We start from the raw sequence: 18322 nt of genomic DNA, 5'->3' as shown, positions 1-18322 counted from the left end.
AGCTACTGAATTGAACACAAAAACCATGGGCTGGATTCGACTCTCAACGCTGCCAATACTTCTAGTCACGCTGTTGTTGACGGCGACTGGCTGTCGATCGGGAAGCCGTGGGGCCGATCGACTGGCTGAAGACAGTTCAGCGGCTCAACAGGTGGATTCTAATCTCACTTTCAATAACATCACCTTGGAACAAGCGGATGAGCAAGGACGGGTGCTTTGGAAGGTGCAGTCCGAGCAAGTGGTTTACAGTCCGGATCAGCGAGTGGCAACGGTGGTCAATCCCGATGGCGAACTGTATCAGGAAGGCAAGGCGGTTTATCAGGTGCAAGCCCAAGAGGGTGAGGTACGACGGGATGGTGAACGAATTTTTCTGCGTGGCAATGTGGTCGCTACGGATATCAAAAGTGGGGCTATTCTGCGGGGTAACGAGATGGAATGGCAACCCAAGCGTGATTTGCTGATTGTGCGCGGCAATTTACGGGGAACCCATCCACAGTTACAAGTTTCGGCAGATGAGGCCCGGGCTTCTAATCGACGCCGGGAAGTGGAACTCACTGGCCAAATTCAGGCAACAACCTTAGATAATCCAAAACTACAGCTTGAAGGCGAGCGAATTGTTTGGCAATTAGATAACGAAATGGTGATTAGCGATCGTCCGTTGGTCATGCAGCAGCTTGAGGGCGAACAAGTCACCGAACAAGCAGAAAGCAACCGTGCCGAGGTCAATCTTCAGGCAAAGACCGTGAAACTGCTGGACAACGCGATCTTGACGCTGACGGAACCACCACTGCAAATCCGTGGCAACTCGCTGTTGTGGAATATGGACGAGAAAACTCTCGTGTCTGATCAAGCAGTGACGGCGGTACAGCGCCAAGAACAAGTAACGCTGACGGCTGATCAAGGACGCATGGAATTTGAGCCGCAGACGGCTTATTTCATGGGCAATGTTCGGGCAACAGGGCAGCAAAACCAAGCGCTGCTGACGGCTGATCAACTCACTTGGCAAATCGATTCACAGCGCGTGGAAGCCGAGGGAAATGTTGTCTATACCCAACCTGATCCACCTGCTACGTTGCGTGGGCCAAAAGCCGTGGGCAGGTTACAAGATAGAACGATCGTTGTTAGCGGCGGGCGAGTCGAAACCCAGATTGTGCCCAATGGGGATTTCAATTTTCTACCCGATGGGGCAAATTAGGTCGAAGATCGAACGAGGTTGACGTAGAGTGTTTTTTCCATAGACTTTAACTATTCTCTGCACACGAGAACATTGGTTGGGAAAGCTTAAATGATTAGGACGGGTGTACTGTTGGATTCGATCGCGCTAGGATAATTGGGTTGATGGCAGTGCGTCAACTCGACTAGATGAAGCTTGACGATAGAATTGTTAAGAACCGTTTCTGTCTCCCCCCGATCGCCCATGTCCCAGCGTGATGTGTTTATAGAGTCTGAGACTGTTGTCCCGCCAATTCCGGTTGATGAAAAGGCAGACGGCAAAAGGCAAAAGGCAAAAGGTAAGAAAGTAGCTGTGCTCAGTTCACCTGGAATCTTGAATGGCAAAGCGCAGAACTGCATTCATATTCGCGGGGCCCGACAGCACAATCTCAAGAATATTGATTTAGAATTACCGCGCGATCGGCTGATTGTATTCACAGGGGTATCGGGATCGGGAAAGTCCTCGCTGGCGTTCGATACGATTTTTGCTGAGGGACAGCGCCGCTACGTGGAATCGCTGAGCGCCTATGCGCGGCAGTTCTTGGGACAAGTGGATAAGCCGGATGTAGACGCGATCGAAGGCTTGAGTCCGGCCATTTCCATTGACCAAAAATCTACCTCCCACAACCCACGATCGACAGTGGGCACGGTGACGGAAATCTACGACTACCTGCGCTTGCTGTATGGACGGGCCGGGGAACCCCACTGTCCCCACTGCGGGCGGTCAATTGTGCCACAAACGGTGGATCAAATGGTCGATCAAATTATGGAATTGCCCGATCGCACCCGCTTTCAAATTCTGGCTCCGGTGGTACGCGGCAAGAAAGGAACGCATAAGAAATTGCTCTCGAGTTTGGCATCCGAGGGCTTTGTGCGGGTGCGGGTCGATCGAGAAGTGCGGGAACTCTCAGACAATATTGAACTGGACAAAAACCACCTACACAATATCGAAATTGTCGTCGATCGCCTGGTGAAAAAAGATGGCATTCAAGAGCGCTTGGTCGATTCGCTCAGTACCTGCCTGAAGCGATCGGACGGCATTGCCATCATTGATGCGACGCTGCCCGAGACTAACAATGTAGTAACGCTAAATCCCGATCTGCAACTGGCGATGTTGCCCTCAATGGCCGCAGAACCCGCCGGACGCTATGGCAAATCGGAGGAAGCAGACAAAAATCGGCTGGAACTGATCTTTTCCGAGAACTTCGCCTGTCCAGAACATGGAGCCGTGATGGAGGAACTGTCACCGCGCTTGTTCTCCTTTAACTCGCCCTACGGAGCCTGCCCCAACTGTCACGGACTGGGGACATTGCGCACCTTTTCTGCTGAACTCGTTGTGCCTGACCCATCGCTGCCTGTATATGCCGCTATTGCTCCTTGGTCAGAGAAAGACAACACTTACTACTTCTCGTTGCTCTACAGCGTCGGCAAAGCCTTCGGATTTGAAATTCAAACTCCCTGGAATCAACTCACCCCCGATCAGCAAGCGGTCCTGCTGCATGGCTCCGATGAGAAAATTTTGATTGAAGCCGATTCTCGCTATCGCGACAACAAAGGCTATCACCGTCGCTATGAGGGTGTGTTGCCCATGCTCGATCGCCAGTATCGGGAATCTACCTCCGATCTGTATAAGCAAAAGCTGGAACAGTATCTCGTCGATCAACCCTGTGAAGTCTGCGGTGGCGATCGCCTCAAGCCGGAATCGTTGGCGGTGAAGGTGGGACAGTACACTATTACTGATCTGACGGGTGCATCGATTCGCGATTGTTTAGAGCGAGTCAACCATCTGCAACTAACGCCCCGACAAGCGCAAATTGGCGATCTGGTGCTGCGGGAAATTAAAGCCCGACTGCAATTTTTGTTAGACGTGGGATTGGACTATCTCACCCTCGATCGCACGGCCATGACTCTCTCAGGGGGAGAAGCGCAGCGGATTCGGTTGGCAACGCAGATCGGGGCCGGATTAACTGGAGTGCTGTATGTCCTGGATGAACCCAGCATTGGACTGCACCAACGCGACAACGATCGCTTGCTGAATACGCTGACCAAACTGCGCGATTTGGGCAATACCTTGATCGTAGTGGAACACGATGAAGATACGATTCGGGCGGCTGATCATCTGGTGGATATTGGCCCTGGCGCTGGTATTCATGGTGGGCAAATTGTGGCCCAGGGATCGCTGGAAACCCTGCTCAATGAAGAAAATTCGCTGACGGGTGCGTATCTGTCGGGGCGACGGGTGATTCCCACGCCAGCCGAACGCCGGGAAGGCAATGGCCGATCGCTACGCATTCGTAACGCTCATCGCAATAACCTCAGAAACATCAACGTAGAGATTCCGCTAGGTAAATTAGTCTGCGTTACGGGCGTATCTGGTTCCGGCAAATCGACCCTGATCAACGAACTGCTGTTTCCGGCGCTGCAACATCACTTTGGTCACAAAATTCCCTTCCCAAAAGAATTAGAAAAGATTGAAGGGCTGAATGCCTTAGATAAAGTCATCGTCATTGATCAATCGCCGATCGGCCGCACCCCACGATCGAATCCTGCTACTTATACGGGGGTGTTTGATGTAATTCGCGATCTATTTTCAGAGACCATTGAAGCAAAAGCACGTGGATACAAACCAGGACAGTTTTCGTTTAACGTTAAGGGCGGCCGCTGCGAAGCCTGTGGTGGACAAGGCGTGAACGTAATTGAGATGAATTTCCTGCCGGATGTGTATGTGCAATGCGAAGTCTGCAAAGGCGCACGCTACAATCGCGAAACCTTGCAGGTGAAATACAAAGGTAAATCCATCTCCGATGTGTTGAACATGACGGCTGAAGAGGCCTTGGTATTCTTCGAGAACATCCCCAAAGCCGCCTCGCGATTGCAAACGATGGTGGATGTAGGCTTGGGCTATGTGCGACTGGGACAAACGGCCCCCACCCTATCTGGCGGAGAAGCCCAACGACTGAAACTGGCCTCAGAACTCTCTCGTCGCGCCACAGGCAAGACTCTGTATCTAATCGATGAACCGACGACTGGCTTATCGTTTTACGATGTGCATAAGCTGCTGGACGTGCTGCAACGGCTGACCGACATGGGCAACACAATTTTAGTGATCGAACATAATCTGGATGTGATTCGCTGCTCTGATTGGATTATCGATCTCGGTCCGGAGGGCGGCGATCGCGGTGGTGAGATTGTGGCGATTGGCACTCCCGAAGAGGTAGCAGCAAATCAGCGATCGTACACCGGGCAGTATCTCAAGAAAGTATTAGCCCAACACCCACCGACTGTTCATTCCTAAAATTCATTCCTAAACCATTTCCGTCTAGGCTCAGGTTTGCTGACTCAATAGGGTTAGAAGATGAGGGAACAAAGAATTGTCAGTCAATCAGCTTGCTTAAGACTTACTTTATAAATTAGCTCTCACAGCGGTCGATTGCGATTTAGAACCATCTCGACCGCCTCAATCAATGCTTTGGGTTCGATCGGTTTTGCCAGATGTACCCGAAACCCCGCTGCCATCGCCTGTTGCTGATTGATCTCGCCAGCGTAAGCCGTGAGGGCGATCGCCAAAATGCCTCGGCGTTCCAAAAAGGTGCGAATTTGTCGCATCAGCATGTATCCATCCATTTCAGGCATACCGATATCTGAAATCAGCACATCTGGAGCAAAAACTTTGATTTGTTGCAGCACTTCCGAGGCAGAACTCACCGCACACACGGTTGCCCCCGCTTGCTGTAGAACAAACTCAATCAATTCCCGGATATCTGCATCATCATCCACCGCTAACACCCGCACACCTTGAAGAGAAGAATACTCAGCTAAACAAGGGGCGTCTGCGGTTTCCTCCTGCTCTCCGAGGAGGTCGGAACCGGGCAATGGCAACTGCACCGTAAATGTAGCCCCTTGCCCTTCTCCAGCGCTCTCTACCCTGACTGTGCCGCCATGCAGTTCCGTAATATGCCGCACGATCGCCAATCCCAAACCCAAGCCGCCAAATTTGCGAGTGGTGGTGCCATCTTCTTGGCGAAAATAGTCAAATACATAGGGTAGAAAATCGGGAGCAATGCCTTTGCCAGTGTCGGAGACGGTAATCTGAGCGTATGGGAGGGCAGAGGATGGGGAATCGGGGGTGGGGGGTGAGTCAAACCGTTGGGTCATCGATGAGCAATGCCCCGTGACCGTTTCTAGTTTTACCTCGATGCGACCACCAGTGGGAGTGAATTTAACCGCGTTGGAAAGCAAGTTCCAGACCACCTGTTGCAGCCGGGCCGCATCGCCCATCACTTGAAGAGAACGGGAGGACGAGGTCACTGCCAAGCACAAATCGATCGCCTTGGCATCGACTGCCAATCGCACGGTTTCCATTGCTGCTTCAATCGTATCCAACAAGTTCACAGCCCCCGTATTCAACGTCAACTTGCCGCGCAGAATTCGAGAGACATCAAGTAAGTCCTCAATTAGTTGAGTTTGTAATTTTGCATTCCGCTCAATGGTTGCTAATGCTTGTTGAGTTTTTTGTTGATCTAGCGTTTGTGCTTGCAATAATTTTGTCCAACCAAGAATCGGATTCAATGGCGATCGTAATTCATGCGATAGTACTGCCAGAAATTCATCTTTAATTCGGTTAGCGGTCTCAGCATCTTCCCGGGCATTCTTTTCTCGGATCAATAATCGTTCTCGTTCAGTTTCAGCCTGTTTACGATCAGTGATGTCAATGAGCAATCCATCCCAAACCTTGCCTTGTCCAATTGCCTCCATGCGGGCCTTGCTCTGAATCCACTTCATTTTCCCAGAAGGGGTGATAAACCGCCCTTCCCATTCCCAGCCAGTTGATTGAACCACCGCTTGCTCGATCGACACTTGTAACGACGCGACATCTTCAGGGTGAACCAATGACCAAAACTCAGATGGATCTTGAAGAATCAAATCTGGTTCTAGCTCAAACAGATCACGAGAGCCAGAACTTACATAGGTAAAGCGATCGCCTATGCCTGTATCTGGAGCATAGCGGTACACCATGCCAGGTATATTTTTGACTAGTGTTTGGTAGCGGAATTCACTTTGGCTTAAAGCAACTTCTGCCCGTTTGCGATCGGTGATGTTTCGATAGAAAATCCCCAGCCCATCTTCAGACGGATAAGCATGAACTTCTAGCCAAAGGTCATAGTCGGGTGGCAGATAATAGTGATGTTCAAAGTGAACGGGTATTTGTTCTGCCATAGCCTGACGATATTGGGTTTCCATCGCTGTTCCTATCGATGCCGGCCACTCTTCCCAATGAGTTCTACCCAGGACTTCAGAACGGGATTTGCGACTAATTCGCTCTGCTTCAGCATTTAGATAAATCACGCGCCAGTTGCGATCGAGGGCGATAAAGGCATCAGTCATGTGCTCCAACAAATGGGTGAGCCGTCGTTGAGTCGCTTCGGCTTCGGCTCGTAGCTGTTGTTCTCGGCGCAGGGCCTCTTCACGAGACTGTTGATCTAACTTTTCCTGAGTGATATCGCGAACTTCAATAATTGTGCCAGTGACTCGATCGCCTTCTCGAATGGGGCTGGCTGTATAGGCCACCGGATAGAAGTGACCGTCTTTATGAACAAATACTTCCTCTCCTTGTTCCCGATTGTTTTGAGGAAAGGCTTGATCGATCGGACACTCGCACAACGGATAAGGACGCCCATCTGGTCGTGTATGGTGAATAACATCGTGCAGGGCCCGTCCCTGCGTTTCTGCCAAACTAAAGCCCGTCAATGTTTCCGCCGTCGGGTTCATATAAATACACTGCTGATGCTCATCCATAATGAAAAGCGCAAGGGTGGCGTTATTGCAAACCACCTCCAGCAGCCGCTTATAGAAATCAGAAGGTTGGGATGCTTGAGGTAAGCGATGATACTCGCTTAGTGAAGCAATCCGATCGGATGTCATACAGTGCCTCTCTCCAAACTTCCGAATAGTAAACGACCAAAATACAGCAAATGGCGATTGACGATTTTAGGCAGTGAATCTGGGGCAATGAGTCCGGTTACGGCTATTAGGCCAAGGCGCGAGTCGCAACCTATTCCATGGCTCAGCACAATCTTACTTTAGATGGAATAGGATATGGCGGGTCTCTACTCATTGTCCACTATCGTGTGAAAATTCTGATCTATCTGGAGGGTCAACTATCTTAGCCAACCTTAGCCAACAGATAACCTTACTCGATCGAACCTCTCCTGAATAGTTGAGGCTTCTTTTTGATCAGCTTCTATCCAAAGTGAGAGGCAAATTCCAACTTGTTGGGGAAGAATGACAATAATTACTGTCTTAGCGTCTATATTCAGGTGACTTGTGTGTGACTTCCCAGCCTTTCGGATTTTGGTTGTAGATGACCTCGATGACAACTTATTTCTGCTACAGACAATTCTGGAAGCAGAGGGGTACGAGGTCGATACAGCCAACAATGGAAGTTCAGCCTTAGCTAAAGTTGAAGCCTCTCCACCGGATCTGATCCTGATGGATGTAATGATGCCCGATATGAACGGCTATGAAGTCACTCGGAGAATTCGGCAGAATTCAAGTATTCCGTTCGTTCCAATTCTGCTAGTGACTGCCCATGAAGATGCCAATGATGTGCAGGGCTTGGCATTAGGGGCTAATGACTTCATCCGCAAGCCGATCGAATTTGATCAACTGTTGACACGAGTGGCCGCATTTTTACAATTTAAGCAGAATCCCTGTTCGCCTTAATTGCTGCTCTTTCACGCTATTCTTCTCACCCTTCGTCATTCTTCTTACTCTTCATCATTCTCAATACCACACCTTGGGCCCAAACCAAAGGTCACGGTAAGGTAGATGAACAGTCTTCTAATTTTGGAGATTGTTTAGACCGTGATTTATTGGATGTCAGGCTATCAAAACTTGGTGTTCAAATTCAAACAGATGATAAATATCGATCAAGACACCCGGAGTTATGGCACCGCTATCAGCGTGGTGGCCCTCATACTTCTGTTGATGGTTCCACAATGGTGGAATGCATTATTGACGGCAAATGAGTTTATTCCCCACGGTCACTGTTATTTGTGGAAGCCAAGTTTAGTTTGGTTACATGTCATTTCAGACTCATTGATTGCGCTTGCCTACGTTGCCATTTCAGCGACCTTGGCTTACCTCGTCTATAAAACTCGTCAAGAAATTCCGTTTCACTGGATGTTCTTGGCATTTGGTTCCTTCATCATTGCCTGTGGAAGCACGCATTTCATGGAGGTCTGGACGTTGTGGCATCCAACCTATTGGCTTTCAGGTGCTTTCAAAGTGATCACGGCGATCGCCTCTGTCACTACAGCCATAATCTTACCGTTTCTCGTCCCCAAAGCCTTAGCCCTCGTTGAAGCTGCCAAACTTTCGGAAGAACGGCGCTTTCATCTCGAAACGGCAAATCATCAGCTAGAGTCTCTGAATGAACAACTCAAAGCGGTGGATCAACTTAAAACTCAATTTTTTGCCAATGTCAGTCATGAACTGCGGACACCCCTTACCTTAATTTTGGGGCCGATTGAAAAACTGCTTAAACAAGACTTGTGCCAAGAGCACCAGCACGATTTGAAAATTGTCGATCGCAATGCTCGATTACTGTTGAAGCAAGTCAATGATCTGTTGGATGTGTCAAAGCTAGAAGCCGGAAAAATGAACGTGGAGTACAGCCCTGTAAACTTGGCGCAACTCGTGCGTTTGATGGCCGCCAATTTTGATGGTTTGGCAGAAGAAAAGCAAATCGCCTTTAGTGTGGTTGCTCCAGAATCGTTGCTTGCTGAGGTTGATGTTGCAAAGGTACAACGAATTCTTCTAAATCTGCTTTCTAATGCCTTCAAATTTACTCCAGAAGGTGGGCAAATTAAAGTACAGGTGCAGGAAGTCAAGGGTCATGCGTCATCGATCGATACACCGTTGAACTCACCCTCGAACTCCCAACCCTCAACTCCTCAGTCCCAGTACGCTCAAATTACCGTCTCCGACACGGGTAAAGGCATTGCTCCCGACTTCCTGCCTCATATCTTTGAACGGTTCAGTCAAGGGGAAGGTGGCTCTACCCGGCGCTTTGGTGGCACGGGTTTAGGCTTAGCGATCGCCAAAGAGTTTGTTGAACTTCAAGGTGGTACGATTCGCGCTAGCAATGCTCCTGAAGGCGGTGCTCAATTCACCGTTGAAATTCCATTGGTCTCTTCGTTGGGTGCAGTGACGACCTCTGGCATAGCTGCATCAGAACCGCCACAAGCTTTGGAACCAGTGAGTGTTAACAATGTGTTGAGCTTGGAAGAATTCCGCACAGTTCGCCAACCTGCTTATCCAATTCCAGAACAAACCCTGGGTAAACCCTTGGTGTTGATTGTGGAAGATAACCCAGAAATGAATCAATTCATTACCACCACGTTGGCCACTGAGTATCGCACGGCTACGGCCGCCAACGGACAAGAAGGACTGGAGCAAGCGATCGCCCTTCAACCCGATCTCATTTTGAGTGATGTCATGATGCCAGCCCTCAGCGGCAATCAATTTGTTCAGCAACTCCGCACTTATCCAACGCTAGACCCAACGCCAGTGGTAATTCTGACTGCCAAAGCTGATGATGAACTACGGATACAACTGCTGCGGCAGGGTGTTCAAGATTACTTAATGAAGCCTTTTTCGGTTGAGGAACTACGAGCACGAGTTGGTAACTTAATTGCCATCAAACGGGTGCGAGACTTGTTACAGCAGGAACTTGCTAGTCAAAGCCATGATTTAGAAGCACTCGTTCAAGAAGTGAGTTTGCGCCGCCAAGAACTACAAGCAGCTTTGGTTGCACTGCGACAACGCTCAGAAGAACTGGAACAAGCGAACCGCTTAAAGGACGAGTTTTTGGCGATCGTATCTCACGAACTGCGAACTCCTCTCAATGCCATTCTGGGCTGGGCCGAGGTGTTGCGAACCCGTCAGTTCAATGAGTCCGTTACCGCCCGCGCACTGGAAACGATCGAACGCAACGCTCGATTACAGAGACAGCTTGTTGAGAATTTGCTCGATGTTTCTCGGTTGTTGCAGGGCAAGTTGCAGTTAAATAAACATCCCGTCAATCTGAAATTAGTGATCGAAGCGGCCCTTCAAACTGTCAATCCCCAAGCCTTGTCAAAAGCCATTCAATTAAACAGTGCCCTAGATGATGCAGTAGGTGAGGTGTTAGGAGATAGCAATCGATTGCAACAAGTTGTGGAAAATCTGCTCTCCAATGCCATCAAATTCACCCCATCTGGCGGTTGTGTCGAGGTGAAACTAGAAGCGGTCGTGGGTCATTGCGATTGGGTCACAGCGATCGCCGCCCCCAACTCCCAACCTCCAACCTCCAGTTCTCCACTCGCCGACTTCCAATACGCCCGAATTACTATCAGCGACACGGGGGTGGGAATTTCAGCCGAAGCCCTACCCTATATCTTTGACTACTTTCGCCAAGCCGATAGCTCTAACACACGCAAGTATGGGGGGCTAGGCTTGGGACTAGCCATTGCCAGACAACTCGTTGAATTACATCAAGGGGGGATTCAAGCCACAAGTATGGGAGAAGAACAAGGAGCTACCTTTACAATCATGCTGCCCCTCATGCCCCTCTCTAGTCCTCTCTATTTCCGTTAGCGAGTCTCTTTCCTCGTTTCTTTTCTCTCTGAATCGCTATTTGCAGGAGGCATAGAATTCGTGCTACTATTGTCTGGATAATTTGGACGCATAGCTCAGTTGGTTAGAGCACCACGTTGACATCGTGGGGGTCACTGGTTCGAGTCCAGTTGTGTCCATGCACACGCTAAGACTCTATCACGGAGTGCATCTTCTCTAAGTAGAGCAGCTAATTCCTGAATGGCTTGCTGTTGAACTCTACAACCTGCCTTGCTTCTCCTGGCACTTCCTGGCTAAGGGGGACTTGACCCAGAGGTGACAGCAATTCTTCCAAATACTGTTTTGAGAACTGGTTGTGTGGAGTCCGGGTCATGCTGCTCACTCTTGAACAAGTTGCCCTCGGCATTATACCAGTTTCACGCACTCCGATAGGATAGAATCTCCTGAATAGGAAGCCTACTCAAGCGTTTAATAGAAATGATGTAGTGATGCTCGTTTCTACTTGGGGGTTGTTAGCCAACTTTAGCTACACAAATTAATTATGGAAGCCAGGTGGCTAATTAACCTACCTAGACGGTGATTAAGACTAAAAATCTTCTAGCAGCGGCACCAGCCGAGTTAATAGTGGATCGAATTCATGAACAGGGACTTCTTCAGGTTCTGTCGGTAGATTGTGGGAAGCAAGATGAGATTCCATCTGCTGAAGCCGATCGGATAATTGAGCCGTTTGCTGCATCAAGCGTTCTTCTAGTTGACTCATCTGGTGTTCCAGCGATCCCAACGACAACCGTTGCTGCATTCCCAGTGCCCCTTCCAACCGAGCCAACTGCATCTGCAACGATCGCATCTGTTTTTGCAGTGAACTCACCTGACTTTGCAACAGTGTGACATCTGACCTTACTGAGGGAGCTTGGGTGGAAACTAACTGCCGTAAGGCTTGTTTACACAACTCACTAAAGTTGGAATACTCGCCAGTTTCCAAAGTCCGCTCGATCGCCTGCTTCAAGGCTTGATCAGACTCGGTCGGAGCAAACTTAACAACCTGACTGAATTTATCTTTGTTGATCTCTTTCCCAGAAGACATGGTTGCAAAAACAGGGGCTAATAAAACGGGCGTTTCTGAATTGAAGTCGGGTTTGCCCTCATCCCCACCCCTTCTCCTCAAGGGAGCAGAGAGCCAAAACGCTTCCTCGCTGGTTAGGAGAGGGCGAGGGTGAGGGGGACGGTCAGATTCATAGCTCGATTCAGCCATGCCATAAAACGTTCAAACACCTGAACTGAATCAGGGCTGTGTCGCGGTTGATTTGGTTATCAGTGCCATCATTTGTGCTTCTCCATAAATATACTGTCCCAAAGCATTGGCTTGCCGCGACGGTTTGGCCAGATGTCCCTTCAGCCGAGCTTCGCGCAACAGTGGCCGCAGTTCACTCCAGAAGAATTCGCCACCACCACCGCTGACAATCACATCTGTGACCCGCTCTGGCAGCCAAGCTACTAGGCGATCGGACAATTCACGGGCAAAGCTTTTGCGCAAACTCGGCAAAATATCGTCTAAATTGGTAGGCTTAGTGGCTCCACGCGGCCGGAAAAACCGTTCGCCTTCGGGGCGATGCACTGCTTCAATTAACGACAGCGACTGGCTATCTGCCCCTTGAATTTGTGTTGCCACTTGGTCATAGAACTGGCTCATGGCAAAGGGTTCACTTTTGGATGCACCCCTAGCAAAACGAAAGCGATCGACCATGAGAAAATCGGTCGTCTGGTGTCCAATATCCACAACTGCTACAGAGAGGTTGGGAAAATCGGGACTAGAGGCTTTTTTGTCCTGGGCCTCGCTCCAAATTAAACTGCCAAACCCTTCTGGCATTATCCACACATGCTTGATGTCTACTGAAACTGGCTCTCCCCGATAGTTCATGATATGGGGCGATCGCACCAAGCTGTTCAGCAGTTCCTTTTCGCGATCGAATTGCTCCTGAGAATAATAGGGCAGCCCCAACACCACAGCAATTTCTCCTTGTAGCTGAAAGAATCCGACACAGGCCAACACCTTCACCAATGCATCTTCCACCTTAGATTGACCCACACCCAAATTGGCTCCAAAATCAGCCGCCAATTGACCGATCGCAAATCCTCGCCCTTGATATTCCAGCCAAATATCCAACAGCGGATCGGTTGACTGTGATTCAAAGCCACCCCGACGCACTTGCTCCACCGTTAAGTGAGCGACGTTTGCCGGAATCAACACCACTTGATCTGGATCGCGACTAATACAAGTCTTGGTGGACGTTCGACCCAGATCCACACTGAGAACAGTGATCGGAGAAGCAACAACAGGTTGCCTGCCAGCCATGAGCGGAATGCCTCTATCTACTTGATGCTGCGATTTTACTATGATTCTGCCGAAAGCATATGTCGGCATTCTGTAACCCGTAAGCCTTGCCGGAATAGTACAAATGTATATCAAAATGGAATGCAGCGATCGATTTCTCAGAATGAGGCTCAGAAATTTCGCCCTACCTGTTCCCCTATGAATCTGGTTATCATCCCGATAAACGCCTGAAACGCTTTGCCTGATGCACCTTAAATCAACCTGTACCGAAAGATACGTTGCTCGAAGGCCCTTAATTAAGTTAAATTTAATTAAGATTTGCTCTCAGTTTGTACGAATCCTCGAGCGCTCGTAGAGCAGACAGACTTATTCTTGCTCTGCGCAAGAGCCGTTCAGGACTGAACCAGAGGTTCTAAACTGGGGTTATAAAGTTCGTGACACTTGAGAAACTGGATTGAAAAATTGGATTGAAATAGTCAGGTTTCAGGCTAGATCGAGTTTCAATCGCGTTGATTGCTCAGTTCTAACGTTTTGCTGCTGTATTAATATCTCAGAGGCGACTTAAATTATGAAAATTTCCTGGAGAGTAATTCTTCTCTGGACGTTGCCAGCCTTATTGATAGGTTTCTTCGTCTGGCAAGGCGCATTTGCTACATCCCCGATGAACGTGGGCAATAATACGGCTAGCACGCGCATGACCTACGGCCGCTTTCTGGATTATCTTAATCAAGGTCGAGTCACCAGTGTTGATTTGTTTGATGGTGGACGAACAGCCATCGTGGAGGCGACCGATCCAGAGTTGGACGATCGGGTACAGCGCTTGCGGGTAGACCTGCCGGGCAACGCGCCGGAATTAATTTCTAGGCTGAGAACTGATCATGTAAATTTTGACGTACATCCACCCCGCAATGATGGCGCTTTCTGGGGCCTCATTGGTAACTTGATCTTCCCCATTCTGCTAATTGGTGGACTGTTCTTTCTGTTCCGTCGCTCTAGCAACGTTCCGGGTGGCCCTGGTCAAGCAATGAACTTCGGTAAATCTCGCGCCCGCTTCATGATGGAAGCTAAAACGGGTGTGATGTTTGACGATGTCGCTGGCATTGAAGAAGCCAAAGAAGAACTGCAAGAAGTGGTCACCTTCTTGAAAAAACCAGAGCGCTTTACCGCCGTGGGAGCCAAAATTCCTAAGGGTGTTCTCCTAGTTGGACCACCGGGAACGGGCAAAACGTTGCTCGCCAAGGCGATCGCCGGGGAAGCAGGAGTGCCCTTCTTCAGCATTTCTGGCTCTGAGTTTGTGGAGATGTTTGTGGGAGTGGGAGCTTCTCGTGTCCGCGATTTATTCAAGAAGGCGAAGGAGAACGCCCCCTGCATTATCTTTATTGATGAAATTGACGCCGTGGGTCGGCAGCGGGGGGCTGGTATTGGCGGTGGCAACGACGAGCGCGAACAAACCCTCAACCAGTTGCTGACCGAGATGGACGGGTTCGAGGGCAACACGGGCATTATCATCATTGCTGCTACCAACCGTCCCGATGTGCTGGATTCAGCGCTGCTGCGTCCGGGTCGCTTCGATCGCCAAGTGATGGTCGATGCACCGGATATCAAGGGTCGATTGGAAGTGCTGCAAGTGCACGCTCGCAACAAGAAGATTGCGCCAGAAGTGTCTCTAGAGGCGATCGCTCGTCGTACACCCGGTTTCACTGGGGCTGATTTGGCGAATCTGTTGAATGAGGCAGCTATTCTCACGGCCCGCCGTCGCAAGGAAAGCATTACAATGTTGGAAATTGACGATGCAGTCGATCGAGTAGTAGCTGGCATGGAAGGGACACCACTGGTAGACAGCAAGAGCAAGCGCTTGATTGCTTACCACGAAATTGGTCATGCTCTGGTAGGAACGCTGTTGCAACACCACGATCCGGTTCAGAAAGTTACTCTAATTCCGCGTGGACAGGCGCAGGGGTTGACTTGGTTTATGCCAAATGAGGAGCAAGGCTTGGTCTCGCGGGCACAGCTACTAGCTCGTATTTCTGGTGCGTTGGGTGGTCGGGCCGCAGAGCAGGTGATTTTTGGTGATGCGGAAGTCACCACCGGGGCAGGCGGTGACTTGCAGCAGGTAACGGGCATGGCGCGGCAGATGGTGACGCGGTTCGGCATGTCTGACCTTGGACCAGTTTCGCTGGAAAGCCAGCAGGGTGAAGTGTTCCTGGGACGGGATTGGATGTCGCGCTCGGACTATTCGGAAGAGATTGCCGCTCGGATTGATGCCCAAGTCCGCACAATCGTGGAACACTGCTATGAAGTGGCCTGCCGTTTGATTCGTGACAATCGGATCGTAATCGATCGCTTGGTCGATCTCTTGATTGAAAAAGAAACGATTGATGGCGAAGAATTCCGCCAGATTGTGGCAGAGTACACGGTTGTGCCTGAGAAGGAGCAGTACGTGCCGCAACTGTAAATTAACCGTATGGGAGGCGTTTCAAGCGTGCCTCATTTCTCAGGGGTGGGCCTTGCTCACCCTTTTTGCTGACATGATTTGTCTGTGATGAGGGTCGATACAGGGGGCTGCCTCTTACGCTCTCCTTCAGCCCTCAGTCCTCAGCCTCACCTGAGTGACCCCTTGACGTAACTGCCGCTGCCGTCGCAGCCACGCGAATCGAATCGGAGGCCGCAATAGGGGCGCAAGCTGGCTAACAATCCATGGGAACAGTTCGGTTTTTTCTAATAAATCTGCCTGAGCCGCTTCCTGAGCTTGAAGCTGTTGCACTCGAATGATTTCTGGTTCTCGCTCTGCTTGAATCTGAGGCAAGGCTGCATCGATCGCCTCCCAATTTCTCTGCTGCAAAGGTTTGACTAGATAATTAACCGCTACAATCACATCTCGCAACGCCATGTTGATGCCTTGGGCGCGAATCGGTGACATGGGATGAGCCGCATCTCCCAGCAGCAACACTCCTGGAACCGACCACTGCGGACAGTGCCCTACTACAACCGTTAGCAATACTGGCCCTTCCAGGGTATCGGAGTGCAACCGAAGGTGCTCGGATAGCCAATTAGGTGAGGCAGCCGCCAATTTCTCAACCCAGTTGGTTTGCTTCCAGGTGTTGGCTTCAGTATTACGCAACGCCCAACCAATTTGCAGATTCCCTTCAGAACTGCGAAATAGTCCAAAGGCATGGCAACCCTGCACAATCGAGTAGAAATTATTCTCAGTTCCAAAGTCAGGACTGTCTGCCAGCTTGAACCAGAGGATATTAAACGAATGAGTGGCTCCTGGTGAAGATTGCAGTGCTAAATTGGCCCGTTGCCGCACGATCGAGTTGCGCCCATCGGTACCGATCACTAGGTCAGCGAGCAACTTGCGTCCGTCTGTCAGCTTGACGCCAACAACTCGCGAGCCATGCCAGACCAAATCCTGTACTCGTGTTCCTGGCATCCATGCAAACTGGGGAAAGGTGCTGGCTTCCTGAATTAGAGCTTCTAGTAAAGCGGGCTGCGACACCAAAGTGCAGGGTGGGCTGCCGGGTTCGATCGGTTCTTCGACCCGGAATAACCGTCGCTGATTGATGATAAATTCCCAGGCATGTAACGCTTGATGAGGTACTCGATCGAGCACGGAGGAGAGACCCATCTGTTGCAGGGACTCTAAGCCGCTGGGCATCAGCCCTTCGCCTCGAAACGATCGTCGAAATGTGCGAGACGCTTCCACAAGTTGCACCGAGATGCCCCGTTGCAGCAGCAACCGCGATAGGGTAGCCCCGGCTGGCCCGGCTCCAACAACGACAACTTGAGTCATGGGTCTAGGGGAGGTGGGTTAAACTGGAACAGTGTTCAGCAGCGCAATAGCGGTTTCGGGGCCCACAATTGATAAGTAAGGTTCGGTGAAATAGCGCCGCGCTACTTGCTGAATTTGCTCGGCCGTGAGAGCAGCCACATTCTGTTGAAACGTTTCATCATAACCAACGCCTAGTCCTAGAATCTCATACCAGCCGAGAACTTGCGCAATTTGCCCATTCGTTTGCTTGCCCAAGGCGTATTGACCCAGCAGCTTATTCTTAGCCGTTTGCAGTTCTTCAGGCGTCAGCAACGTCGTGCACAGGCGATCGACTTCGTATCGTAATCCTTCCTGAGCGATGCCCGCGTTTTCGGGAGCCGTGCCCATATACGTGACAAAATGCGACGTGTCGATGCGAGTGGGATAAAAAGCCGACACTTCGTAAGCCAGCCCTCGCTTTTCTCGCAGTTCCACAAACAGCCGACTTGATAAACCACTCCCCAAATAGGTATTCAGCAGTTTTAGAGCCAAGTGATCGGCACTGTGAACCGAATTAGTGAGATATCCCAACATCACGATCGCCTGTTGCGTATCGCGTAGGGTGATGACCTGAGTCGGGTTTGCCGTGACTTTAGGGAGAGTCAGGCTGGGCAACGGCACAAGCTGTCCGTTCTGCTGTGGTGGTTGCCAATTGCCAAAATACTGATCCACCAGATCGATCGCCTGCTGAGACGTAATGCGTCCGGCAATGCTGACCACCAGATTATCGGGACGAACATAGGTTTGATGGTACTGCTGCAATGCCGAGCGATCGAGTTGAGCCACCGTTGCTTCGGTGCCCAATCCTGGTAGGGCGTAGGGGTGGTGTTGATAGATGGCGTAGCGCAATTGATTGTTGGCGACAGAAAACGGCTGTTCCTGCATCGAGCGAATGCCTTGTAGGGTTAACCGCCGCTCTAATTCCACCTCTGCATCAGGAAACGAGGGTGATTGCAACAACTCTGCCGCCAGTTGCAGAATTTCGGGAAAGTCAGACGAGACCGTTTTCAAACTCAGGAGGCAATAATCGGTTGCCGAGTCTGTGCCCAGCCCAGCCCCAACCGACTCAATTCGTTCAGCAATATCTTGAGACGACAGGCGATCGGTTCCCTTGGTGAGGACGGCGGCCCACAGATGCGAGAGTCCTGCTTGATGCAGCGGCTCATAGCGACTGCCCGCTCGAATGAACATGCGTGTCGCCACAATATCGGCGGCGGGGTTTTCCACTACCAAAACCACCATGCCGTTGTGCAGTTCGGTTCGATGAACGGTGCGATTTTGGAACGAATGAGTAACGGTTTGATAACTAGGCATGGTTAGATACAAAAAATAAAAGCTATGACCACCAA

At 50.4% G+C, this 18322-nt stretch carries 9 protein-coding genes, 1 tRNA gene and 2 pseudogenes; 6 read left to right on the top strand and 6 right to left on the bottom strand.

Going from position 1 to position 18322, the window contains the following annotated elements:
* Positions 1-10: 10 nt before the first annotated feature.
* Both lptC and uvrA read left to right on the top strand, forming a co-directional pair.
* Positions 11-1195: an LPS export ABC transporter periplasmic protein LptC gene (lptC, locus tag OXH18_RS17890; protein ID WP_268608566.1), complete on the top strand. Its 1185-nt coding sequence runs from the start codon at positions 11-13 to the stop codon at positions 1193-1195.
* Between the two features lie 222 nt (positions 1196-1417).
* Complete coding sequence (gene uvrA / locus OXH18_RS17885) at positions 1418-4507, top strand: excinuclease ABC subunit UvrA (RefSeq protein WP_268608564.1); 3090 nt, start codon at positions 1418-1420, stop codon at positions 4505-4507.
* 122 nt (positions 4508-4629) lie between these two features.
* On the opposite strand, the pseudogene OXH18_RS25620 reads toward uvrA, so the two are convergent.
* Together OXH18_RS25620 and OXH18_RS25615 are read right to left on the bottom strand one after the other, a co-directional pair.
* Positions 4630-5934 (bottom strand): annotated as a pseudogene (locus OXH18_RS25620) (hybrid sensor histidine kinase/response regulator); the annotation flags it as partial.
* 90 nt (positions 5935-6024) lie between these two features.
* Positions 6025-7008, bottom strand: a pseudogene (locus tag OXH18_RS25615) (PAS domain-containing protein); the annotation flags it as partial.
* A 528-nt stretch (positions 7009-7536) separates the two neighbouring features.
* On the opposite strand from OXH18_RS25615, the gene OXH18_RS17875 reads away from it, so the two are divergent.
* From OXH18_RS17875 to OXH18_RS17865, 3 genes are all read left to right on the top strand, one after another.
* On the top strand, positions 7537-7935 hold the full coding sequence (locus OXH18_RS17875) for a response regulator (RefSeq protein WP_268608560.1): 399 nt from the start codon (positions 7537-7539) through the stop codon (positions 7933-7935).
* 192 nt (positions 7936-8127) lie between these two features.
* Positions 8128-10851, top strand: coding sequence for an ATP-binding protein (locus OXH18_RS17870; protein WP_268608558.1), 2724 nt, complete (start codon positions 8128-8130; stop codon positions 10849-10851).
* Between the two features lie 84 nt (positions 10852-10935).
* Positions 10936-11009: transfer RNA gene (locus OXH18_RS17865), tRNA-Val, on the top strand.
* A 407-nt stretch (positions 11010-11416) separates the two neighbouring features.
* Here the strand turns inward: OXH18_RS17865 and OXH18_RS17860 are convergent.
* Both OXH18_RS17860 and OXH18_RS17855 read right to left on the bottom strand, forming a co-directional pair.
* Complete coding sequence (locus tag OXH18_RS17860; protein WP_268608556.1) at positions 11417-12082, bottom strand: hypothetical protein; 666 nt, start codon at positions 12080-12082, stop codon at positions 11417-11419.
* Positions 12083-12112: 30 nt separating this feature from the next.
* On the bottom strand, positions 12113-13183 hold the full coding sequence (locus OXH18_RS17855) for a ParM/StbA family protein (RefSeq protein ID WP_268608554.1): 1071 nt from the start codon (positions 13181-13183) through the stop codon (positions 12113-12115).
* 547 nt (positions 13184-13730) lie between these two features.
* Between OXH18_RS17855 and ftsH2 the strand changes: the two genes are divergently transcribed.
* Positions 13731-15617: an ATP-dependent zinc metalloprotease FtsH2 gene (gene ftsH2, locus OXH18_RS17850; protein ID WP_268608552.1), complete on the top strand. Its 1887-nt coding sequence runs from the start codon at positions 13731-13733 to the stop codon at positions 15615-15617.
* Between the two features lie 126 nt (positions 15618-15743).
* Here the strand turns inward: ftsH2 and OXH18_RS17845 are convergent, their stop codons facing one another.
* Together OXH18_RS17845 and OXH18_RS17840 are read right to left on the bottom strand one after the other, a co-directional pair.
* Positions 15744-16955, bottom strand: coding sequence for an FAD-dependent monooxygenase (locus tag OXH18_RS17845; protein WP_268608550.1), 1212 nt, complete (start codon positions 16953-16955; stop codon positions 15744-15746).
* Between the two features lie 18 nt (positions 16956-16973).
* A complete protein-coding gene (locus OXH18_RS17840) occupies positions 16974-18287 on the bottom strand; it encodes a M16 family metallopeptidase (RefSeq protein WP_268608549.1) in 1314 nt (437 codons plus the stop codon).
* Positions 18288-18322: the final 35 nt, after the last annotated feature.

It is taken from the genome of Thermocoleostomius sinensis A174, assembly GCF_026802175.1.
Lineage (GTDB): Bacteria > Cyanobacteriota > Cyanobacteriia > Elainellales > Elainellaceae > Thermocoleostomius > Thermocoleostomius sinensis.
The sequence above is the reverse complement of the archived record's forward strand: the minus strand, read 5'-3'. Positions and strand labels throughout refer to the sequence as shown.